The organism is Haloterrigena turkmenica DSM 5511, from assembly GCF_000025325.1.
Taxonomy (GTDB): domain Archaea; phylum Halobacteriota; class Halobacteria; order Halobacteriales; family Natrialbaceae; genus Haloterrigena; species Haloterrigena turkmenica.
In genome coordinates this window covers 2,103,323-2,124,391 of the sequence record NC_013743.1, presented here as the reverse complement: position 1 = coordinate 2,124,391, position 21,069 = coordinate 2,103,323, and the positions used below count along the sequence as shown (strand labels likewise).

Sequence of the window (21,069 nt, the reverse complement as noted above, 5' to 3'; positions counted from 1 at the left end):
TTATACGGTATCGATGAACGGTGTCGTTTCAACTCTTGCCTTTTTGGACTGGCCGCGGACGACGACCTGTAGGGTCGTCCCCGGTTCGGCGTACTCGACGGGCACGTAGCCCAGTCCGATGGGTTGCTCGAGCGAGGGACTCATCGTGCCGCTGGTGACGGTGCCGATCACGCGGCTGTCGGTGTTCGTGATGTCGTAGCCGTGTCGTGGGACGCCCCGATCGATCAACTGGAAGCCGACCAGCTTCTCCTCGATTCCCTCGCGCTCGAGTTCGGCGAGGGCGTCCCGACCGACGAACTCGGTCTCGAGGGCGACCGTGAAGCCGATGCCGGCCTCGTAGGGCGTCCGCGGGTCGGAGTCGTGATCGAAGTCCTGGCCGGCCAGCAGGAGGCCGGCCTCGATCCGGAGCGTGTCCCGGGCGCCCAGCCCGCAGGGCTGGCAGTCGAACAGCGACCAGACGTGCTCGGCCTCCGACCACGGGACGATCAGTTCGAAGCCGTCTTCGCCGGTGTACCCCGTGCGGGCGACCCAGCAGTCGACGCCGTCGACCGTCGCGTACTGGGCCTCGAACCGGTCCAGCGCGGTGATCGACTCCGCGGTCGCGTCGTCGACCAGGTCGGCGGCCTCGGGGCCCTGCACGGCGAACATGGCGTACTCGTCGGTCCGGTTGTCGACGGTCGCCTCGAGGTCCCACTCGTTGCGGTGGGTGATCCAGCGCTCGTGGGTCGACTCGTCGGTGCCGGCGTTGGGGACGAAGAGGTAGGTCGGCTCGCCGTCCTCGTCCGCTCGAGCCCCGTCGTCGGTCTCGTTTGGCAGTCGGTAGACGACGGTGTCATCGATGATGGTCCCGTCCTCGTCGGTGATCGCGGCGTACTGGGAGTCGCCGACGGCGAGGCGGGTCACGTCGTTGGTCGTGAGCCGTTGCATCAGTTCGGTCGCGTCCGGCCCGGTAGCGTGGATCTGTCCCATGTGAGAGACGTCGAAGATCCCGGCGGCCTCGCGGACGGCCGCGTGTTCCGACTGGATCGAATCGAACTCGACCGGCATGTCCCAGCCGCCGAACTCCGTGAACTTCGCGCCACGCTCGTCGTGGAGCCCACGCAACGGCGGCGTCTGAAGCGGCATGCTCGAGTGATTCGCCGGCGGAGTAGTAATGTCTTTTCGTCGCTCGGAGCGGGAGCATCCACGCTACGCATCCGTTCAGCCGGGCGTTTCCCTCTCGAAAGCGACCCACCAGGCAAATTTTAACGACGATCTGTCTCGATTCACACACCGAAATGCTCGAATTGTACCGAGCGGAGGGCTGTCCCTATTGTGCGAAAGGTCGAGAGAAGCTGACCGGGCTCGGCGTCTCGTACGTCGTACACAATCCCCGGTTGCCGGGCGACGAGGGCGGCGACGTGCTCAACGAACGGACCTATCGAGAGCTGACCGAGTTAGGCGGTGAAGATCAGATCCCGTACCTCGTCGAGACGGAGCGGGAGGAGGCGCTCTACGAGAGCGACGATATCGTCGAGTATCTGGAAGAACACTACGCCTGAGAGCTGTCTCGAGGGAAGTTCAAACGATCGACCTCCCGATACCGGGCCCGTTCGACGGGTGCCTCGCCGCGAGGCGCCCGGTCGTCTCGAGTCCGAACCGCTCGGCTACCTACCGACCGCGTTCCTCGATCCGCAGCGTGTACGACCCGTTACCGGTGTTCGCGTGGACCTGAATGCGCAGGTCCTCGTCGCCCGAGAGCGCAAGTTCGATCGCCTCACTGGCGCCGTCGCCCGCGGAGGACTCGTCGTGGTCCCATCGCGTCGGCGACTCGCCGTCGACGTTGAGATAGAGGTCGAAGTCGCCTCCCGAAGGACCCTCGAGCGAGAGCGTCGCCGAACACGGATCGCTCGTGCGAGGTCGATACATGTACCGATCGCTCTCGCCCCACCAGCCGCCGGAGAGGGAGCCGTCGGCGCTCGCGACGACGGTTTCGTCGCCGCATTCGCCGGATTCGTCCGTATCCTCGCTCTCGTCGGCGTTCTGGTCCGGGTACGGATCCGTCTCGACAGCCGCGGCCGCGTCGACTCGGCCCGCGCCCTGTGCGCTCGCCTCGAGGCCGAGGTCGGTCGCCGTCGTCGTGAGGTGCTCGCGGAGTTCCAGCGGCGAGAGGTCGGGATGGGCCGACAGCGCGAGCCCCGCGACGCCGGCGACGACGGGGGTCGCCATCGACGTTCCGGTCATCCGACCGTAGTCGCCCCACGGGACCGTCGAGACGAGACCGGCTCCCGGCGCGGCGAGATCGATCTCCGGCCCCGTATTAGAAAAGTCGGCCAGCGACTCGCCCTCGAGGGCCGAGACGCCGATGACGTCCTCGTAGGCGGCGGGATAGGCGACGCCGTCGTCGCCCGCGTTGCCCGCGGCCCCGACGACCAGGGCTCCCTGCTCTTCGGCGTACTCGCAGGCCGCGGTCAGCGTCCGGTAGTCGTCGGAGGCGCCCAGCGAGAGGTTGATCACGTCGGCGCCGGCGTCGGCGGCCCACTGGATCCCGTCGGCGATGTCCGAGAGCGAGCCCTGCCCGTTCGCGTCGAGGGCGCGGACGGCCAGCAGCGAACAGTCGCTGATCCCCGCCGTGCCGCGGCCGTTGTCCGTCTCGGCGATGGCGATGCCGGCGACGTGGGTCCCGTGCTGTTCGCCGTTGTCCGACGGGTACGGATCGCTCCCGCGCCCGGCGACGTCCTCGCCCACCCGGTCGTCGACGGCCGACTCGAGGTCGGGGTGGTCGTACTGGACGCCCTGATCGATAGTGGCGATGCAGACGTCCTCGCTTCCGGTCGTGGTCCCCCAGGCGGCCTCGCAGTTGACCTGCTGTGGGGCGCTCTGGTAGCCGTAGTAGGTGTCGTCGGGTTCGCCGAACGACTGGACGGTCGCGTTCCGTTCGACGTACTCGACGTGTTCGGCCCGCTCGATCGCCTCGATGAACCGCTCGCGGGCGTGGGCCGGCGTTTCGGAGGGGAAACTGATCGTCGCGTACCTGATCGTCTCGTTGGCGTGGACGACGTCCGCGTCGCCGGGGACGGCCGCGCGCGCCTCGCGGGCGACGTCCGGCGCCGACGCCGAGATGCCGACGACGAGTTCGTCTTTCTTCGGCCCGGGTTCGCGCTCCGGGGTCGCGCTGGCCACCCCGCTCGAGCCGATCAACCCGCCCGCGGCGAGCGTACCGGCGCCGGTCAGGACCGTTCGTCTGTCGTAGCCGTCGTCCGCGTCTTCGTCCGGGGGACCACTCTGTGGCATGGAGTGACAGTCTCCAATTCCTGAAATTAGTAAACTCTTATCGAACAGCGGCAGGTTTGTTCAATATCATCTCTCGAAAATGCTGTCAGAAGGAAAATATTCCTCCTAATAAAGTGAGAATATGGTCAGGTGTTCGATTATGTGGGGTCGCTCGATCGAGAACAACTGACCGGCCGTTGACGGCGATCGGCGTCGGTTTCTCGCACCTGTGAGACAGCGAGCGGGAACGCGGTCGGAGTCAGTTCCTCACTCACCGGACGTGTCAGCGGCGGTCACAGGAGAGACGGTATCGTCGGTCTCGCGAGTCGCGTCCGTCTTGGCCTCGCGACCGGGGGACGGCGCCGTCTCGACGGCCGCGGCCGCGTCAACCCGGCCCGCGACGCCGGCAACGACCGGCGCCGCCATCGACGTCCCCGAGATCCGCGCGTAGTCGTCCCAGGGGACCGCCGAGAAGAGGTCAGTGTCCGGTGCGACGATGTCAACCGCCGGGCCGACGTTGGATCAATCGACCGACGCGTTTCCCTCCACTTCCCCTCGGTCCCGCCCTCGAGGGGCCCTTCGTTCCGATCCGTCACACCTATCTCGGGCCCGCTGAAACGGCCAGTGTATGTTCGACCGCGTTCGCGCCCGTCTCGCCACCCTCGCAGGCCCGCCAGCCGAGACTGAGCCGACGGTGGGATTGCTGGTCGACGGGCCGAACGTCTTCCGCGACGAGTTCGACGTCGATCTGAACGACCTGCGGGACGCCGCGCGAGACCTCGGTCGCGTCGGCGTCATCCGGCTCTATCTCGACGAACACGCGACGCCGGGGCTCATCCAGGCCGCCGAGGCCCGCGGGTTCGAGGTGATCGTCACCAGCGGCGACGTCGACGTCAAACTCGCCGTCGACGCGACCGCACTCTGTAGCGACGGCACGATCGACCGGCTGGCGATCGGCTCCCGCGACACCGACTTCAAGCCCGTCCTCGAGTACGCGGGCACCGTCGGGGTCGAGACGGTCGCCATCGCGCCCGGGACGTACGGCCGCTCGGACGCCCTGCGGAACGCGGCAGACGAGGCGATCACGCTCGGCGACTGACGCAGATAATGACCGTCTCAGCGGCTGATACGCTCCACGAAGGATTCATGCTCGCTCCAATTTTAAGAGGGGAACATGTGTTCTTTCGGCCACGACGAACAGACTGCGGTCGACGTCCAGAGCGGTGATTCGAACGGCCCGCTCGGTCTGGAGAGCGGACTCGACGCCCTTCGCTCGAGCCCGGAGTTTCGCGGCCCCGTCGAGTCCCTCGGCGAGCACGAGCCGAACGAACACCTCGCGGTGATCTACGAGAACCGGGACGAGCAGCTCGCGGCCGTCGTCCCGTTCATGCGCCAGGGCCTCGAGCGAGGCGAGCGCTGCATGTACGTGGTCAACGAACACGCGGAAGCCGAGATGATCGCCGCGATGGAAGACGGCGGCATCGACGTCGACGCGGCGATGGAGACCGGCGCGCTCACCTTCCACACCGTTCGGGAGACCTATCTCAGGAACGGCCGGTTCGATCCCGACGACATGCTCGACCGCTACGAGTCGGCCATCGAGGAGGCGACGGCCGACTACGAGGGCCTGCGCATCAGCGCCGAGACGACGTGGATCTTGGACGAGGGAACGAGCCTCGAGCAGTTCATGGAGTACGAGAGTCGGGTCAACGACCTCTTTGACGGCGCGGACTGCATCGCCCTCTGTCAGTACGACCGAGACGTGATTCCGGCCGAGATCCTCTGTGATATCGTCCGGACCCATCCACACCTCGTCTACGACGGCGCCGTCTGTCACAACTTCTACTACACTCCGCCGTCGGAGTTCTTCGACGACGGTTGTCCGGACCGCGAGGTCGATCGAATGCTGGGCACCCTTCACGAGCGAACGACGGCGAAAGCCGAACGCGACGAGACGATCGACGCGCTCGAGGAGTCCAACGACCAGCTCAAGCGGTTCGCCTACATCGCTTCCCACGACCTCCAGGAACCGCTGCGGATGGTCTCGAGCTATCTCCAGTTGCTCGAGCGCAACTATCGTGACGGCCTCGACGCGGACGCGCGGGAGTACATTGACTTCGCCGTCGGCGGCGCCGACCGCATGCGCGAGATGATCGACGGGCTGCTCGAGTTCTCCCGGATCGAGACGGGCGAGACGACCCTCGAGCGGGTCGACTGCGAGGACGTCGTCGAGACCGTCGTCACCGACCACCAGGTGCAGATCGAGGAGAGCGGGGCGACGGTCGAAATCGGCTCGCTCCCGACGGTCAGCGGCGACCGGACCCAACTCGAGCAGCTCTTTTCGAACCTGATCGGCAACGCGATCAAGTATCGCGGCGACGAGCCGCCGTGCATCGAGGTCGACGCGACGAAGCGCGGCTCCGAGTGGCGACTCACCGTGGCGGACAACGGGATCGGAATCGACCCCGAGTATCACGACCAGATCTTCGACGTCTTCAACCGCCTCCACGCGATCGGGGAGTTTCCCGGCACCGGGATCGGCCTCGCGCTCTGCCGGAAGATCGTCGCCAACCACGGCGGAGAGATCGGCGTCGACTCCGAGCCCGGCGAGGGGACGACGTTCACCGTAATGCTTCCGGCGGTAGCGCCGAACCCGTAATCACAGCCACTCTGCTTGCCACTTGCCCCCATACGCTTAATCGCTCGCGAGTCGTTACTCGGGTCATGGATCACAGAAGCCGGTCCAGCCCGACCCCCATGAGAGGACGCCACCTGCACTCTCGACGGCTCCGCGACCTGGAGGATCGACTCGACGACGCCGAACAGCAGATCGCTCGGCTGGAGAACACGCTACGAGGGATCGTTCGGGAGACGAACGAGGTGGACGTCAGCGGCCCGTGCAAGTGCGGGGAGTCGCTCCTGATCGTCCGCCAGCGGACGGTCTACTGCCCGCACTGCAAGTATCGACGGGCGATTTAGACCTCTCGGGATCCCGCGACCGAGCGAAGTCGGAGATTTTTCACGGTCTGCCGACCCACTAGCGGACATGCTCGACGACGAGACGCCGGTCCTCGACAACCACCTCCACCTCGATCCGGACAACCACCGCGGCATCGACGCCGTCCGCGACTTCGCTCGCCTCGGCGGCACCCACCTGCTCGTCGTGAACAAACCCTCCTGGCATCTCGGCGTCGAGGCCGAGACCGGCGAGGACTTCCGCGCGGTCTTCGAGCGGACGATCGAAATCGTCGACGAGGCCTCGAGCGAACTCGACGGGCGGGCCTGGCCCGTCCTGGGGGTTCACCCCGGACTGATCACGCGGCTCGTCGACGACCGCGGCTTCAGCCCTGACGAGGCGCGCGACCTCATGCAGGCGGGAATCGACGTTGCCGCGGAGTACGTCGAGTCCGGCGAGGCGCTGGCCCTGAAGTCGGGGCGGCCCCACTACGAGGTCGACGACGACGTGTGGGCGGCCTCGAACGCGGTCATGCGCCGAGCCTTCGAGCGCGGCGCCGAACTGGACTGTGCCGTCCAGTTGCACGCCGAGGCCAGCGAGGACATGACCGAGGTGACCGACTGGGCCGAGGAAGCGGGGCTGCCGTCCGATCGGGTAGTCAAACACTACGCGAGCGGTCGCCTCGAGGGCCCGATCCCGAGCGTGATGAGCGAGAAGGATCGCCTCGAGACCGCCGCCGAGCGCGGCGAGCCGTTCCTAATGGAGACCGACTACATCGACGATCCGGACCGCCCCGGCGCCGTCCTCGGGCCGAAGACGGTGCCGCGTCGGGTCCGCTGGCTGCTCGAGAACGGTCGCGACGAGGCGGTCCGGATCGCCCACGTCGAGACGCCGGAACGCGTATACGGAATCGACACGGAAGCGACGCTCGAGCGGGCCTAAAGCCGACGTTTCGGTTCAGTAAGCTCGGCGTAGAGTAGAGAAAGGCATTTCAAGCGGCCGGTGTAGGTGTCTGTATGAGCAATCCCCCGACCGAGTTCTACTCGGAGGAACGCTGGCAGAACTGGATCGGCCGCATCAAGGACGAAGACATCGATCCGGAGGACGAAGACTCGGCCCGGCTCCTGCTGAACCTGCAGGACGACACGGCGATCGCGATCGCCAAGATCGTCGCCGCCTACGACGACGGGGAACTCGGCGAGGAGGAAGCGCTCGAGGAGATCAACGACGTTCGCGAGATCGTTCTCGGCGAGGTCGACATCGAGGACGAGGAGAAACTGATCCTCGTCGACGGCGTCCAGACGAGCCTCGTCTGCGTCTTCTTCGCCGCCGAGGAGTACATCGCGGGCGGCCCGGCCGAAGAGGGCAGCGTCGGCGACTACCTCGGCGCCGCGGCCGACGCCGAGGCCGAGGAGGATCTCGACGCCGCGCTCGGCTACGCCGCACAAGCGGGCACACTCATCATCGACGGCGAGGAACTCGACATGTCCGTCGCGGAGGGCCTCGAGTACGGTCTCGTCACGGAGTGGATCAACGGGCTGGACAGCCTCCAGAGCGCGATGAGCGACCCCGAAGTCGTCGAGGAAGACGAAGAGTAACCGCGACGACGCCGTCCAGTTCGCCGTCCGGTCCGGCCGCGCGCCACCGCTGCGCAGCCCGGCCGACCCGGGGGCCGAACCCGTATCGCCGACGAACGATTCTTGGAGCCTACTTTCGGACGACCCGCGTACCGAACAGCGGTGGCTTCCGTTGGCCCCGACGGTCATCGGTGCCAACAGTAGTGCTGACGGCAATCGATCGTGGCAAGTATTGCGCCGCCCCATCGGACGACCAGCGCCGCGATCACGCCGCCGTCCCGGCCCTCGAGTGAACACACCACACGGGACACTGGACTCGAGACGCCGCTCATCGATCACAGTGGGACGCCATCGTTCACAGAGTACAGAGGCTGAAAGTCCAGTTCCCGACTCACTTCGTCGAACCGGACCCGCGTCGGCGCGCGACATCATCAATCGCCGACCGATCGTCGCAGGTTCCGACAGACGTTTCCGCTCCCCCAAAGCGTTTATCCCTCCTAATTATATCTAATTACACCACATGAGCGAGAACTTCCCCGAGTACGTCGACGTCGACTACGAGGACGGCGACGGCGAGGATCCCGAGGACTATCCCCACATTCAGGACAAGATCGAGAAGGCCATCGAGGTCACTCGCGAGGGTCTCGAGGAGTACGAGAACCCGGCCGTGATGTGGACCGGCGGCAAGGACTCCACGCTCACGCTGTACTTCATCAAGGAGGTCGCCGACCGCTTCGACCTTGAGGTACCGCCGGCGGTGTTCATCGACCACTACCAGCACTTCGACGAGATCCACGACTTCGTCGACCACTGGGCCGACGAGTGGGACCTCGAAGTCATCTATGCGCGCAACGAGGACGTCGGCGAGTACGTCGACGAGCACGGCCTCGAGCCGGGCGACGACATCGAGATCGACGAACTCTCCGAGCACAACCAGCACCACGTCGAGAACATCCTCGAGTACGAGGAAGACGAGTTCCCGTTCCTGCTCGACACCTACGTCGGCAATCACCTGCTGAAGACGGTCGCGCTCAACGACGCGCTCGAGGAGCACGACATCGACGGCGTCATCTCCGGCGTCCGCTGGGACGAACAGGAGGCTCGCGCCGACGAGACGTTCTTCTCGCCGCGCCACGACCCGGACATCTATCCGCCCCACGACCGCATCCAGCCCATCCTGCAGTTCGACGAGGCCGCCGTCTGGAACGCCTTCTGGAACTTCGTCGTTCCGGACACCGTCGAGAACTTCCCCGAGGAGGGCCACGTGCCTCAGTCCGACGACGACCTCCCCGAGGGCGTCGAACAGGAGGACATCCCGATCTCGCCGAAGTACTTCGCCGGCTTCCGCTCGCTGGGCAGCGAAGTCAGCACCGAGAAGAGCGACGAGGACCCCGCCTGGCTGCAGGACCTCGAGGGAACGACCGAGCGCGCGGGCCGCGCCCAGGACAAGGAGGACCTGATGGAGCGCCTGCGCGACCTCGGCTACATGTAGGCCGCTCGCGGTCGATCGCCGGCTGAGTTTTCACCACCGGTTTTTTCGGTTCCGTTCGCTCGAGCGCCGCCGCTGGTGCGGTCGAAATCGTAACGGTCGCGACGAACCAGTAGCGATAGCGCCGAGATCTGCCGTCGTTATCGGCCCGTCGCGCGATACTCGCCGTGTTTGATGCCGATACCGAGCATGATCAGTCCGAACACGATCATCGACGGCGCGACCATCATCAACACGGTGTTCGTGGTCATCATCGGTGCGCCGATCAAGCCGACGACGCCGATCGCGATGACGGCGATAAACGCGGCCGCGGTCGTGGGAAGGTCGAACTCCATGTGCGGCCCTTGGGAAGCGGCCGCCTAATGGTATCGGGAATCGGCAGTCCGTTCAGGAGAATTGAACGGACGGAAAAGGGCTACTGCGATGGACGAACGAGGTTCGCCAGCGCGACGACGATCCCGAGGAACCAGCCCAGCGGAATCGAGATGCCGAGCCACATCGCCGCGTAGGCGGCGCCCTCGAGTTGGTAGTTCGATCGCAGGTACTCGTTGACGCCGCCGAGAGTCAGGACGTTGTCGAGCGCCCAGGCAGCGAACTCGTAACTGGGGTCGAGAATGTAGGGGTGCAGCGACGGCGTCACGAGGGCCGCGACGACCGGCGGAAGGAACAGCGCTGTCATCGCGAACGGGTAGGCGAAGATCACCGTCACCGCGCGACCGCCGGCCTTGGTACACGCCGCTGCGAGCGCGGTCGACACCGTCGCGACGCCGCTCGCCGCCGCGACGGCGAGGACCGAGTCGATCGGGATGTCGACCTGCTCCATGTACGACATCGCTCCCCAGGCGACGGTCAGGAGCCCCCAGCCGAGCAGCGCGACGCCCGTGACGCCGACGATACCGAGGCGGGTGCGCGTCGAGTCGAGTTTCGCCGCGTAGTAGCGGGTTGCGAGTCCGATGACGGTCAGTGGGTAGAGGAGCAGTAAGCCGAATAGCCCGAGGATACTCCAGGCGTTGTAGCCGACCTTTTGGGGGAGGGTCTCGGGCTTCCACTTCCCCATGACGGAGTGGCCGCGGCCACGCTGGCGTGGAAAGACGAGTTCCATCCAGGCCCCGTGTAACCGCTGTACGTCGGCCTTGATCGCGCCGACGAACCCACCACCGCCACGCTGTCGTGAGCGGGTGGACATACGCGAGCCATAAAGCCGGTGTACCGTAAGCTTTCCTGAATTTTCCGCGCGAGAAACAGGTCGCAATCGACGGCCGCTTCCACCTCGACGGCGGTTAGCGCCGATGTCGACCGCTCGAGAGGTCTCAGTTCCAGGGCGCGAAGCCGGGGTCGACCTGCCGCTGCGTTTCGTCGATACTATCGATTTTGTCGATGTCCTCTCGATCCAGCTCGAGGGTCAGGGACGCCCAATTGTCGCGGATGTGCTCCTCGCCGGTCGCCTTCGGGATTGCGGTGACGCCCTTCTCGCGCAGCCAAGCGAGGCTGACCTGGGCCTCGCTGACGCCGTGTTTCTCCGCGACGTCCTGGATCTCGGACTGGTCGAAGATCTCGCCGCGGGCGATCGGCGAGTAGGCGACGACCTCGACGCCGGCGTTCTCGCAGGCCTCTCGGAGGTCGGGCTGGGGGAGCAGCGGGTGGAGTTCGACCTGGTTGGCCAGGATCGGTGCGTCGCAGACGTCGACGGCCTCCCGGACTTGCTCGGGCAGGAAGTTGCTGATCCCAACGTTCTCGATCAGTCCCTCGTCGTACAGCTCCGAGAGGGCCGACAGCGTCTCCTCGGGCTCGTACTCGCCGGTCGGCCAGTGGATGTACAGCATGTCGAGGTAGTCGACGCCGAGCCGGTCGATGCTCTCGCGGGTCGTCTCGAGGACGTCGTCGTGTGCGAGGTTGTCGCGCCAGACCTTGGTCGCGAGAAAGATGTCCTCACGGTCGACGTCGGCCGCCGCGATCCCCTCGCCGACGGCCGCCTCGTTATCGTAGGCCTGAGCGGTGTCGATATGGCGGTAGCCCGCCTCGAGGGCCGTCTGGATACTCTCGACGCACTGGTCCGGATCGTCGTGTTGCCAGGTGCCGAACCCGAGCATCGGCATGCCGTTCGCGGTCGGACACGTTCCGGGCGCAACGGTTTCGGCGTCTTCCGTTCCCATGTGCGGAGGGAGGGACAGCGCGCGAAAAGGAGTTGTGTTTGCAGTAGTGTATACCGGATGCCCTCATGCGATTCAATACCAGGGGACACGCATCGACGAGCCGTCCGCACCGAGCCCCGGCACCGCGAATTCGACGCGAGTTCGCGTCGGTCCGGTCAAGAGTAAAACATTTCAGGTATTACAAGAAAGAACGGGCGTGGACAGAGATACGGGTCGCGTCGTGGCGATCGCCGTCCTGTGCTGTCTCGCCGTCGTGCTCGCAGCGGCGACGTTGCCGTCGATGGTCGAGAACGGCGGGAGCGGCGGTGGGTTCGGCGGCGCCGACGGCGGCGCCAGCGATGTCGAGGAAGAGGATGAGCCTCCGGCGGCCGATTCCGGCACCGAAGGGGACGAGGCGTTCGAATTCTCGGGGCTGTGCATCGCCGCCCTCGACTCGGAGCTCGGGTTCCTCGCGCTCGTGTTGGGCGCGGTCGGAATCGCCGCGCTGGCGACCCGGTCGTACGATACCAGAGTGACGCTCATGCTCTCGGTCGCCTTGCTCCCGCTGGTCGTGCTCGTCTTCGTCGTCCTCACTGGCGGCTGCGGGACCCAAACCCTCGACCCGCCGGCTCCCCCGGCCGATATACAGCCGCCCACGGAGAACGAATCCGGCGGTCCGCTCGGCGGCGGCGACGGCGACGGTCCCGTGTCCGGACCGACCCTGCCCTCGCTGCTCGTGCTGACCGTTCTCCTGGTAACGGTCGTCGGAGCGGTTACGGCGCTGTTTTACGGCGGCGACGACGAGGGGCAGAAATCGACAGACCCGGTCGCGGAGCCGGACGACACCGTACAGCGGGGCGCACTCGGCCGCGCGGCCGGTGAGGCCGCCGACCGAATCGAGGAGGGCGACGACTTCGAGAACGACATCTATCGGGCCTGGCGCGAGATGACGGAACCGCTCTCCGTCGACCGGCCCGACTCGAGTACGCCCGGCGAGTTCGCGGCCGCGGCGCGGGACGCGGGGCTGGATCCGTCCCACGTCGACGAGTTGCGGACGATGTTCGAGGACGTCCGCTACGGCGACCGACCGGTCACGGACGACCGCGAGCGCCGCGCCGTCGAGCTACTCAGACGGATCGAAGCGACCTATGCCGACGACGATCGCGACCGCGAGAACGGAGCCACACGATGAACGGATACCCATGAACAAGTACGCGATAGTCGGCGCCGGACTGGTCCTGCTCGGTCTGGCGTTCGTGGCGGTCCCGGAACTGACCGGCCCCCTCGATCTCGGTGAGTCGATCGTGACCGTGATCGGCGTGATCGCGCTCCTCCAGGGGCTTCGAACGGTGCAAGGTCGCCGACACGCCGACGTCGGGCAGACGGAACTGCCGACGCCGGAACGGCCACAGGAGCTGCCGACTCCCGGCGAGGAGATCGACGCGGCGATCGAATCGGGAGTCGTGACGTTCGGACGGCAGGGACGGAAGCTCGACGAGCGACTCGAGCAGGCGGCCGTCGACGCGCTGGTGCTCGCGGAGGGGCTGACCGAGGACGAGGCCCGAGAGGCCCTCGAGGACGGGACCTGGACGGACGATCCGCTGGCGGCGGCCCAGTTCACGAATACGATTCCCGACTGGGCGCCGTGGCGCGTCCGCGTTCGGACGGCGGTGCGTCGCGACCGTCCCCGCCGCGCCAGACGCGCCGCGGCCGAGATCGCACGAATTGCGGGGGTGAACGACGACGAATGACGGACAGAGACGACGACGGACGATCGGCGGACAGCCGGAGCGAGCGAGCCGACGGCGGCGAGGTCGCCGGAACCGAGACGGAGACTCGCTCCGAGTCCGGCCCCGACGTCGGTACCGGTAGTCGAACGAACGCCGAGACTGAGCCCGACGCTGCCGAGGCTGAAGCCGGCGCCGCTGCCGAGGTTACGTCTAACACAGACACCGAGACGGACGACAGTACTGACGACGATACCGACCCCGATCCCGACGGTGCCGGCGAGCCCGCAGACGGCGATTCCGGGACCGAAGACGCCCCGGAATCGGTCGTCGTCGACTCGAGCGTCCGGGAGACGAACCGCTGGGCAGGCGTCGCCGCCGTCGCCTCGGTGTTCGGCGGCGCCGGCGTTATCGTCACGTCGCCGGCGCTGCTGCTGGCGGCGGTCGTCGGCATCGCGTACGCGGCCTACGCCCGGGCCGGTCGGCCGCCGACCCCGACGCTCTCGATCAGCCGCGAACTCGAGGACGACGACCTCGAGCCGGGTGAGCCCGTTCGCGTGACGGTACGCGTTCGCAACGACGGGGACGAACTCCTGCCGGATCTCCGGCTCGTCGACGGCGTGCCGTCGGAACTCGTCGTCACCGACGGCTCCCCGAGACGCGGCACCGCGCTCCGGCCGGGCGAGACGGAGACGTTCTCCTACGCGGTGACCGCTCGCCAGGGCACCCACGCGTTCGAACCGATAGCCGTCGTCGCGCGAGGGTTCACCGGCGACGCCGAGCGCGTCCAGCGGATCCGCGTCGACACCGAACTCCGCTGTCCGCCCGCCGAGGCGGAGACCGACCTCCCGCTGCGGTCGCTGACGCTGCCTTTGACCGGCCGCGTCGAGACCGACGTCGGCGGCGAGGGCCTCGAGTTCCACTCGACGAGGGAGTACCGACGCGGCGATCCGCTCTCGCGGATCGACTGGAACCGCCGGGCTCGCGGTCAGGAGCTGACGACCGTCACGTTCCGCGAGGAGCGGTCGGCGACGGTGATGCTCGCCGTCGACACGCGCACGGACGCGTACCGTCGACCCGACGAGACGGGTCGTCATGCGGTCGATCGCAGCATCGAGGCGGCCGTCGCCGTGCTCGACGCGCTGGATGCCGGCGGCAACAACGTCGGCCTCGCCAGCTTCGGACCGCACACAGAGTGGCTGGCACCGGGCTCGGGGCCCGACCATCGAGCGTCGGCCCGCCGACTGCTCGCGACCGATTCCGCGTTCGAACTGTCCCCGCCGGAGTCGTCGGCGTCGATGCTGTACGTCCAGCGCAAGCGATTCCGCTCGCGGATCCCCGCTGATTCGCAGGTGATCCTGTTCACGCCGCTGTGCGACGACGACATCGTGCGTACCGCGCAGTTGCTCGAGGCCGACGGCCATCTCGTCACCGTTATTAGTCCCGATCCGACTGGACGCGACGCGCCCGGCGAACGGCTCGGGGTGGTCGAACGAGCGGCTCGCATCTCGACGCTCAGGGGGGCGGGCATCAGGGTCGTCGATTGGCCGGCGGACGACTCGCTGGCGGCGACGCTCGAGCGCAGTCGACGGCGGTGGTCGGCGTGAGCACCGACGTCGACGCGGTCGACCCCGACCATCGGCCCGCGGTCCTGACGAGCGGGCTCTCGATCGTCGCGTTATGCCTCGGGGTGCTCTCGAGTGCCCTCTACTCCCCGTTCGTGCTCGTCGGCGGGGCCGCCGCGCTGGTACTCCTCGGCGGCGGGCTCTGGACGGGCTCCCGTCGAGCCGTCACGATCGGCACCGCCGTCGCGCTCGCGGGGCTGCTCGCGGGCGGAGTGCAGGGAATTCCGACGGTCCCGATGCTCGCGAGCGTCACCGCGACCGTGCTGGCCTGGGACGCCGGCCACCACGCGATCGGGGTCGGCGACCAGCTCGGCCGGGAGGCGACGACGGCGAGGGCAGAGCTCCCCCACGTCGGCGCCACGGTCGTCGTCGGGCTAGTCGCAGCCGTCGGGAGCTACGCGGTCTTTATCGCCGGTCCCAGCGGCCAGCCGGTCGCGGCCGTGATCGCCATGCTGTTCGGGGCGATACTGCTGCTGGCAGCGTTGCAGCGATAGTCGTTTTTACGGAAGAGTAGCCGACGTCGATGGCTCGAGACTCGTCAGGCGAAGGACGATCGCTCGAGTCATGTCAGCACTGGTCGCTCGCTACTCGAGCGTCGGGACGGAGACGGACTCGAGCACCCGGTCGACGATGGCCGCCTTCGAGGCGCCGTCGACCGAGGCGTCGGGCGTGAGCACGAGCCGGTGAGCCAACACGGGGCCGGCCACGCGCTTGACGTCGTCGGGCGTCACGTAGTCGCGGCCGGCGACGACGGCGCGGGCCCGCGCGGCCTCGAGCAAGCGCTGGGTGCCCCGGGGCGAGACGCCGACGTCGACCTGATTTCGCGTGCGCGTCCCGCGGGCGATATCGGCGATGTAGGTGACGAGGTCGTCGTCGACCCGGACCGACTCGGGGACCTCTCGGAGCGCGCGGACGCGGCCGCCGTCCAGCACCGGATCGATACTCGGACTCCGTTCGGTGCGGCCGAGTCGGCGCTGCAACAGTTCCCGTTCGCCGTCCGCGTCGGGGTAGCCGATCGACTGTTTCACCAGAAAGCGGTCGACCTGGGCCTCCGGCAGCGGGAAGGTTCCGGCCTGTTCGACGGGGTTCTGCGTCGCGATCACGAAAAACGGCTGCGGCAACTGGTGCGTATCGCCGTCGACGGTGACCTGCCCTTCCGCCATCGCCTCGAGCAGCGCGGCCTGGGTCTTCGGCGGCGCGCGGTTGATCTCGTCGGCCAGCACGACGTTCGCGAAGATCGGCCCCTCGGTGAAGTCGAAGGTGCCCTCGGACTCGTCGAACACGTGGGTCCCTGTCACGTCGGCCGGCAGCAGATCCGGCGTGAACTGAATCCGGGAGAACGATAGCCCGAGCGCGGACGCCAGACTGTTCGCGGTCAGGGTCTTCCCGGTACCGGGAACGTCCTCCAGAAGGACGTGTCCCCGCGCGAGGACGCCGAGCAGGACGGTCTCGAGGAACTCGCGGTCCGCAATGACGCTCTCGCTGACGGCGTCGAGGACGGCGTTACACTCCGCGCGCGCGTCGGTAATATCCATGTCGCACTCATAGTGATACTTACATATAAACGGCCGTGATCGACGGGGAGAGCGATGATATTCGGGGACAGCTTGGTCTGCGTTCCCTAGTTATCACTGCGTGTCCGAACGGCGGACTCGAACCGACCGATGCCACTGATTTCCCACCGCTCGACGCTCGGTGTCGTACTCTCCGCGACCGACGATTCGGTTCCAGTCGTCGAAGCACCGCGGACCGAACGAAACGGCGATCGGCGACGATGACGGACCGACCGATGCACGAGGTGCTCGCTGCGCTGGGCAAGCGAGTGCTCCGTCCGGTCGGCCGAGCGCTGACTCGGCGGCTCCTCGAGGCGCTGACTATCGGGCCGGCCGACGACGTCGTCGAATTCGCGCCCGGCGCCGGAGCGACGGCGCGACGCGCACTGGCGTACGGACCGAACTCGTACACCGGGATCGAACTGGACCGCGAGGCGGCGCGGGCGCTCCGGGACGATCTGGGCGGGCCCGGTCGCGAGATCGTCGTCGGCAACGCGGCCGACACCGACCTCGCGGACGGCGTCGCGGACGTCGTCTACGGCGAAGCGATGTTGTCGATGCAGCCGAACGGGGGGAAGGCCGAACTCGTCGGCGAGGCCCGGCGGCTCCTGAAGACCACCGGCGTCTACGGAATCCACGAATTGGCGATCGGTCCCGACGGACCGGGCGCGGCGACCGAATCGGCCGTTCGGGACGACCTATCGCGCGCGTCGAGGGTGAACGCGCGGCCGCTGACGGAATCGGAGTGGGTGGCGCTGCTCGAGGACGCGGGATTCACCGTTCGCTGGCGAGCGACCGCTCCGATGCGCCTCCTCGAACCGCGGCGGGTCGTCGCCGACGAGGGAGTCGTCCGGACGTTGAAAATCGCGTACAACATTTTCACCGATCCAGCGGCCCGGAACCGCGTCCGCTCGATGCGACGGATCTTCGACGCGTACGACGACCGGCTCCGCGCGATCGCGATCGTCGCGGAGAAGACCGACGCGTGACTCACCGACTCCCGACGGCGCGGTCGATTACTCCGCGACCGCTGTCGCGAGTCGGTCCTGTGCGTCGGGAAACAGGACGTTGTTCTCCTTGTGGATGTGCAGGTGCATGTCCTCCTCGAGGAGCTGCAGTCGGTCGAGCATGTTTCGGTAGCTGGTACACGCGCCCTCCGGGACCGCGTAGTCGTCGGTCAGCGAGCGGAGTCGCTCGAGGTGGGCGGCGGCCGCGTCGTGTTCGTCCTCGAGGTGGTCGATCGCCTCGCGGACCTGCGCCTCCTCGTCGCCGGTCAGCGCCGTCTCGTCCTCGAGGCGTTCGAGCTCGGGGAAGACGTTCTCCTCCTCGTCCTCGATATGGTGGGTGACCTCGTCTTCGAGGTCGAGAAACGTCGATTCGACGTCGTGGAGTTCCGGGTGGTCGTCCCCGTGGACGCGGACGACCTTCCGGACCGTTCGCTCGAGCGACGGCAACTCGGCCCGAAGGTAGTCGTGGTGGTTCTCGACGATGTCGTCGACGAGCGCCGACAGCGAGTCCCAGTCGTCGGTTCCGTCGCCGCCGTCCGACCGCGCGTCGCGGAGTCGCTCGACGACGGCACCGACCTCGAGGTCGGCGTCGGCACAGGCCCGCTCGAGCAAGGCGTCGCCGCCGCAGCAGTAGTCGATGCCGACGGACTCGAACACCGACGCGAATTCGGGGTTGTCTCTGACGAGCGCGCCGAGTCGTCGCTCCGGGTCGATTTCGGCGGTCATCGGTCCTGAGTGGCGGCGGTGTGTGGTTCGAACGCGATACCGCCTCGACTGGGACTTCGCCGGAGGTGTCGATCGTCGTCGCCGGCTGCCAACTGTTTGGGCATACCTACACTCATATAATCGGAGAAAGCGGTGCCGCGTCGAAGGTGATTACCCCGAACACGGTCGGGGCTCGATCGGATTCCCGAGACGCCCCCTTCGAACACGGACGCGTCGAGCGATCGGCACGGCGTCACCGATCGACGGCGCAGTCTCGGTGACGACGCTCGAGAGAACGAGCCGCAGTCGAGCGACGCTCGCTACTGGTACATTCGCAGCGGCTGGGCCTGCGAACTCTCTTCCTGGTTGACCTGTTGCATCTGCTGGGCGAACTGTTCTCGCTTCTCTCGGATCTCCGCCGCGCGGTCGAGTAGCTCCTGGACTTCGACATCGACGTCGGCGATCGGGCAGACGCCGTCCTCGAGGAGGACGCTCGCGGCCTCGGGGTCGGGGAACTGCGGGCTCGATTCGACGACGAGGCCGACGCTGTCGTAGTCGCGCTGTGCGGCGCGGTTGATGAGCGCCCCCGTCGGCCCCGTGACGACGCCGTCTTCTGGTGGGACGTCGATCCCGTGGTCCTCGAGTCGCTCGGCGGCGTCACCGGTTCCGATACCGTAGATTTCGGGTTCGTCTTCGCGCTCGGCCGGCAGTCCGCTGAGGTAGAGCGGCAGCGCGTCCTGTCCGACGATCCACTCGGTGAGGCACTCGGCGACGGAGCCGACGGCGTCGGACTTGATCGGCGCGTCGCTCTGGAGCGCGAGGAGGTCGTGCTCCTCGCTGGCGTAGATCCGGACCGGCGGTCGGGCCGTCCGGTCGCCGCCGCGGTAGACGCCGACGCGGGGCAGCCCCCCGCAGTCGACGCTGGCGTAGTAGCGCATGTCGAGTTCCTCGACGAGGTGGTCGGTCGCGATCTTGCCGACGAGTCCGAGTCCCGGGAAGCCCTCGACGAGAACCGGTTCCTCGAGGTCCATCTCGGGCCCCTGCTGGCGGATTTGTGCCATGTTCGAGACGTCTGCTGGCGCCCCCATAAAATCGAGGGCGGCGGCTCCCGGGACGGAGTGGCACCGATTCGGCCGCGCCCGGCGCTTCGAAACCCACAAACGCGGGGCGTTCGAATCCGCGGGCAATGGAGCCACTCGAGCGGTATCGACCGATTATCGACGATTTCGACGCGTTCCTCGAGGCCTGCGAGCGGCCGCTGGGCAATGCCGCCCGCGTCAACACCATCAAGGCCTCGGTCGAGCGGACGGTCGCGGTCCTCGAGGAGGAGGGCCTCGCGTACGAGCAGGCCGACTGGAACCCCCGCGTGCTGCGCCTCGAGACGGGGTCGCCGGGATCGACGTGGACCTCGTTCCACGGCTTCACCCACGGCCAGGAGGAGGTCTCGGCGGTGCCGCCGGTCGTCCTCGATCCCCAGCCCGGTGAGCGGGTCTGGGACAGCTGTGCCGCGCCGGGCGGGAAGGCGACCCAGCTCGCCGCGCTGATGGGCGACGAGGGAACCGTCGTGGCCAACGACAACAACCTCGGGCGCATCTCGGCGCTGCGCTTTAACGCCGAGCGCCTCGGCGCGACGAGCCTCGCCGTCACGAACGCCGACGCGCGCAACTACTCCCTGAACCGGTTCGACTTCGACGAGTTCGACCGCGCGCTCGTCGACGCGCCCTGTACCTGCGAGGGGACGATCCGGAAGAACCCCGACACGCTGGACAACTGGTCGGAGGGAGCCATCGCGTCGGTCTCGGGCGTCCAGAAGGGCATTCTCCGACGAGCGATACAGGCCACCCGCGAGGGCGGCACCGTCGTCTACTCGACGTGTACCTTCGCCCCTGAGGAGAACGAGGCCGTCGTCCAGCACGCCGTAGAGGAGGAAGACTGTCGCGTCGTCGACTTCGATATCGACCTCGAGTACGCGCCCGGCCTGACCGAGTGGGACGGCGAGGAATTCGACTCGAGCCTCGAGCGGGCGGCGCGGATCTACCCCCATCAGAACGACACCGGCGGCTTCTTCGTCGCGAAACTGGAGGTGACCGCGTAATGGCGGACGAATCGACCGGGGACCTCGAGCGAAACGACGGCCAGCGATTCGATCGCCTGCCCGCGACGCCGGCCGAACAGACTGTCGAGGGCCGGGTCAGCCGCGAGGAGGTCGTCGACTACTTCCGCGATCGGTTCAGCATGCCGCCGGAAACGTTCGACGACTACACGTTCTGGGAGAAGGGCGCCGGCAAGATCTGGATCTACGGCGGCGAGGCGCCGACGCCCCTCGAGATCGAGGCCATCGGGATGACCTGTCTGCGCACCCGACAGGAACACTGGAAGCCGACGACGGACTTCGTCCAGCGCTTCGGCGGTCACGCGACCGACTGCGTGATCGAACTCGACCGCGAGGAGGCCCGAGCGTTCGCGACCGGCGAGGACCGGGAGATCGAGCGCTGGGAGGGCGACTGGGGGTACCTGATCGGAGCCCACGAAATCGCCGGGGAACTCGAGCCGCTCGGGATCGGCCTCTACGTCCACGGCGAACTGCGCTCGATGGTGCCGAAGGGACGCCAGCGCGATCTGTAGCGGACGGCCTCGAGCCGGGGTAGCGATCCTGCGGGGTTCACAGGCTGAAAGGCCATCTTAGCTACTAAGTGAGCGGTGCTGGTAGCGGCCGTATGAGCGGCGAAGACGCCCCGACGGCGTCCCGGTCCGACACCGGGCTCGCCGAGTGACTCGAGGCCGGCGAGTTCGTCCAGTGGCTCTCCCTCTATGGCGATCGGCGCCGTCCCTCCGCGCTCCTCCTCGCCGGCGTCGTCCTCGCGATCAACCAGCTGATCCTCACTGAGGAGTTCGGCTCGACGGGCACGTTCTTCCAGCGTCGATCGATCACGGTCGTCCGGGCGGAGCCGACACGCCGCCGGCAGTCTGCGGTGCGGCTCCGCTACGAGATCCCTCGACGGTCTTATCTTATCAATGATTATCATGGCCCTTGATTACCGTGATG

General features: G+C 67.3%; 23 protein-coding genes and 1 pseudogene. 14 read left to right on the top strand and 10 right to left on the bottom strand.

Going from position 1 to position 21,069, the window contains the following annotated elements; translation table 11 throughout:
- Window positions 1-1,125 carry a glycine cleavage system aminomethyltransferase GcvT gene (gene gcvT / locus HTUR_RS10105; RefSeq protein WP_012943226.1) on the bottom strand — a complete coding sequence of 375 codons (1,125 nt, stop codon included), beginning with the start codon at window positions 1,123-1,125 and terminating at the stop codon, window positions 1-3.
- A 152-nt stretch (window positions 1,126-1,277) separates the two neighbouring features.
- On the opposite strand from gcvT, the gene HTUR_RS10100 reads away from it, so the two are divergent.
- The gene (locus HTUR_RS10100) at window positions 1,278-1,541 is read left to right on the top strand and encodes a glutathione S-transferase N-terminal domain-containing protein (RefSeq protein ID WP_012943225.1); all 264 of its coding nucleotides are present in this window, start codon (window positions 1,278-1,280) and stop codon (window positions 1,539-1,541) included.
- 109 nt (window positions 1,542-1,650) lie between these two features.
- Here HTUR_RS10100 and HTUR_RS10095 read toward each other — a convergent pair whose 3' ends face one another.
- Window positions 1,651-3,273 carry a S8 family serine peptidase gene (locus HTUR_RS10095; protein WP_012943224.1) on the bottom strand — a complete coding sequence of 541 codons (1,623 nt, stop codon included), beginning with the start codon at window positions 3,271-3,273 and terminating at the stop codon, window positions 1,651-1,653.
- Between the two features lie 246 nt (window positions 3,274-3,519).
- A pseudogene (locus HTUR_RS28550) lies at window positions 3,520-3,762 on the bottom strand (S8 family serine peptidase); the annotation flags it as partial.
- Window positions 3,763-3,880: 118 nt separating this feature from the next.
- On the opposite strand from HTUR_RS28550, the gene HTUR_RS10090 reads away from it, so the two are divergent.
- The 6 genes from HTUR_RS10090 to HTUR_RS10065 all read left to right on the top strand — a co-directional run bounded on the left by HTUR_RS10090 (window position 3,881) and on the right by HTUR_RS10065 (window position 9,277).
- Window positions 3,881-4,351 carry an NYN domain-containing protein gene (locus HTUR_RS10090; RefSeq protein WP_012943223.1) on the top strand — a complete coding sequence of 157 codons (471 nt, stop codon included), beginning with the start codon at window positions 3,881-3,883 and terminating at the stop codon, window positions 4,349-4,351.
- Window positions 4,352-4,426: 75 nt separating this feature from the next.
- Window positions 4,427-5,911 (top strand): sensor histidine kinase, encoded by a 1,485-nt coding sequence (locus HTUR_RS10085; RefSeq protein WP_012943222.1) that lies wholly within the window; start codon window positions 4,427-4,429, stop codon window positions 5,909-5,911.
- 65 nt (window positions 5,912-5,976) lie between these two features.
- Window positions 5,977-6,231 (top strand): hypothetical protein, encoded by a 255-nt coding sequence (locus HTUR_RS10080; RefSeq protein ID WP_226377437.1) that lies wholly within the window; start codon window positions 5,977-5,979, stop codon window positions 6,229-6,231.
- A 67-nt stretch (window positions 6,232-6,298) separates the two neighbouring features.
- Complete coding sequence (locus HTUR_RS10075; protein WP_012943220.1) at window positions 6,299-7,150, top strand: TatD family hydrolase; 852 nt, start codon at window positions 6,299-6,301, stop codon at window positions 7,148-7,150.
- 74 nt (window positions 7,151-7,224) lie between these two features.
- Window positions 7,225-7,806, top strand: a complete 582-nt coding sequence (locus HTUR_RS10070; RefSeq protein WP_012943219.1) for a DUF2150 family protein — start codon at window positions 7,225-7,227, stop codon at window positions 7,804-7,806.
- A gap of 499 nt (window positions 7,807-8,305) precedes the next feature.
- Window positions 8,306-9,277: a phosphoadenosine phosphosulfate reductase family protein gene (locus tag HTUR_RS10065; RefSeq protein WP_012943218.1), complete on the top strand. Its 972-nt coding sequence runs from the start codon at window positions 8,306-8,308 to the stop codon at window positions 9,275-9,277.
- Between the two features lie 137 nt (window positions 9,278-9,414).
- Here the strand turns inward: HTUR_RS10065 and HTUR_RS10060 are convergent, their stop codons facing one another.
- The 3 genes from HTUR_RS10060 to HTUR_RS10050 form a co-directional block, all read right to left on the bottom strand.
- Window positions 9,415-9,609 (bottom strand): DUF7333 family protein, encoded by a 195-nt coding sequence (locus HTUR_RS10060; protein WP_012943217.1) that lies wholly within the window; start codon window positions 9,607-9,609, stop codon window positions 9,415-9,417.
- An 80-nt stretch (window positions 9,610-9,689) separates the two neighbouring features.
- The gene (locus tag HTUR_RS10055) at window positions 9,690-10,460 is read right to left on the bottom strand and encodes a hypothetical protein (RefSeq protein WP_012943216.1); all 771 of its coding nucleotides are present in this window, start codon (window positions 10,458-10,460) and stop codon (window positions 9,690-9,692) included.
- Between the two features lie 124 nt (window positions 10,461-10,584).
- Window positions 10,585-11,427 (bottom strand): aldo/keto reductase, encoded by an 843-nt coding sequence (locus HTUR_RS10050; protein WP_012943215.1) that lies wholly within the window; start codon window positions 11,425-11,427, stop codon window positions 10,585-10,587.
- A gap of 196 nt (window positions 11,428-11,623) precedes the next feature.
- Here HTUR_RS10050 and HTUR_RS10045 point away from each other — a divergent pair, with 196 nt between their 5' ends.
- Genes HTUR_RS10045 through HTUR_RS10030 form a run of 4 tightly spaced genes read left to right on the top strand, consistent with a single transcriptional unit; the run spans window position 11,624 to window position 15,252 of the window.
- Window positions 11,624-12,598 carry a DUF4129 domain-containing protein gene (locus HTUR_RS10045; RefSeq protein ID WP_049941685.1) on the top strand — a complete coding sequence of 325 codons (975 nt, stop codon included), beginning with the start codon at window positions 11,624-11,626 and terminating at the stop codon, window positions 12,596-12,598.
- A 10-nt stretch (window positions 12,599-12,608) separates the two neighbouring features.
- Window positions 12,609-13,157, top strand: coding sequence for a DUF7269 family protein (locus tag HTUR_RS10040; protein WP_012943213.1), 549 nt, complete (start codon window positions 12,609-12,611; stop codon window positions 13,155-13,157).
- Window positions 13,154-14,740 carry a DUF58 domain-containing protein gene (locus tag HTUR_RS10035; protein ID WP_012943212.1) on the top strand — a complete coding sequence of 529 codons (1,587 nt, stop codon included), beginning with the start codon at window positions 13,154-13,156 and terminating at the stop codon, window positions 14,738-14,740. The genes HTUR_RS10040 and HTUR_RS10035 overlap by 4 nt, the downstream gene beginning before the upstream one ends.
- Complete coding sequence (locus HTUR_RS10030; protein WP_012943211.1) at window positions 14,737-15,252, top strand: DUF7519 family protein; 516 nt, start codon at window positions 14,737-14,739, stop codon at window positions 15,250-15,252. The genes HTUR_RS10035 and HTUR_RS10030 overlap by 4 nt, the downstream gene beginning before the upstream one ends.
- 90 nt (window positions 15,253-15,342) lie before the next feature.
- Here HTUR_RS10030 and HTUR_RS10025 read toward each other — a convergent pair whose 3' ends face one another.
- Window positions 15,343-16,293 (bottom strand): AAA family ATPase, encoded by a 951-nt coding sequence (locus HTUR_RS10025; RefSeq protein WP_012943210.1) that lies wholly within the window; start codon window positions 16,291-16,293, stop codon window positions 15,343-15,345.
- A 239-nt stretch (window positions 16,294-16,532) separates the two neighbouring features.
- On the opposite strand from HTUR_RS10025, the gene HTUR_RS10020 reads away from it, so the two are divergent.
- Entirely contained in the window at window positions 16,533-17,300 is a 768-nt protein-coding gene (locus HTUR_RS10020) for a class I SAM-dependent methyltransferase (protein WP_012943209.1), read from the top strand.
- Between the two features lie 27 nt (window positions 17,301-17,327).
- Here HTUR_RS10020 and ric read toward each other — a convergent pair whose 3' ends face one another.
- Window positions 17,328-18,044 (bottom strand): iron-sulfur cluster repair di-iron protein, encoded by a 717-nt coding sequence (gene ric / locus HTUR_RS10015; RefSeq protein WP_012943208.1) that lies wholly within the window; start codon window positions 18,042-18,044, stop codon window positions 17,328-17,330.
- 299 nt (window positions 18,045-18,343) lie between these two features.
- Complete coding sequence (locus HTUR_RS10010; protein WP_049941683.1) at window positions 18,344-19,084, bottom strand: proteasome assembly chaperone family protein; 741 nt, start codon at window positions 19,082-19,084, stop codon at window positions 18,344-18,346.
- A gap of 125 nt (window positions 19,085-19,209) precedes the next feature.
- On the opposite strand from HTUR_RS10010, the gene HTUR_RS10005 reads away from it, so the two are divergent.
- Together HTUR_RS10005 and HTUR_RS10000 are read left to right on the top strand one after the other, a co-directional pair.
- Entirely contained in the window at window positions 19,210-20,118 is a 909-nt protein-coding gene (locus tag HTUR_RS10005) for an RsmB/NOP family class I SAM-dependent RNA methyltransferase (RefSeq protein ID WP_012943206.1), read from the top strand.
- On the top strand, window positions 20,118-20,648 hold the full coding sequence (locus HTUR_RS10000) for a DUF7122 family protein (RefSeq protein WP_012943205.1): 531 nt from the start codon (window positions 20,118-20,120) through the stop codon (window positions 20,646-20,648). The genes HTUR_RS10005 and HTUR_RS10000 overlap by 1 nt, the downstream gene beginning before the upstream one ends.
- On the opposite strand, the gene HTUR_RS26690 is transcribed toward HTUR_RS10000, so the two are convergent.
- Window positions 20,591-21,049 (bottom strand): hypothetical protein, encoded by a 459-nt coding sequence (locus tag HTUR_RS26690; protein ID WP_012943204.1) that lies wholly within the window; start codon window positions 21,047-21,049, stop codon window positions 20,591-20,593. The genes HTUR_RS10000 and HTUR_RS26690 overlap by 58 nt on opposite strands.
- Window positions 21,050-21,069: the final 20 nt, after the last annotated feature.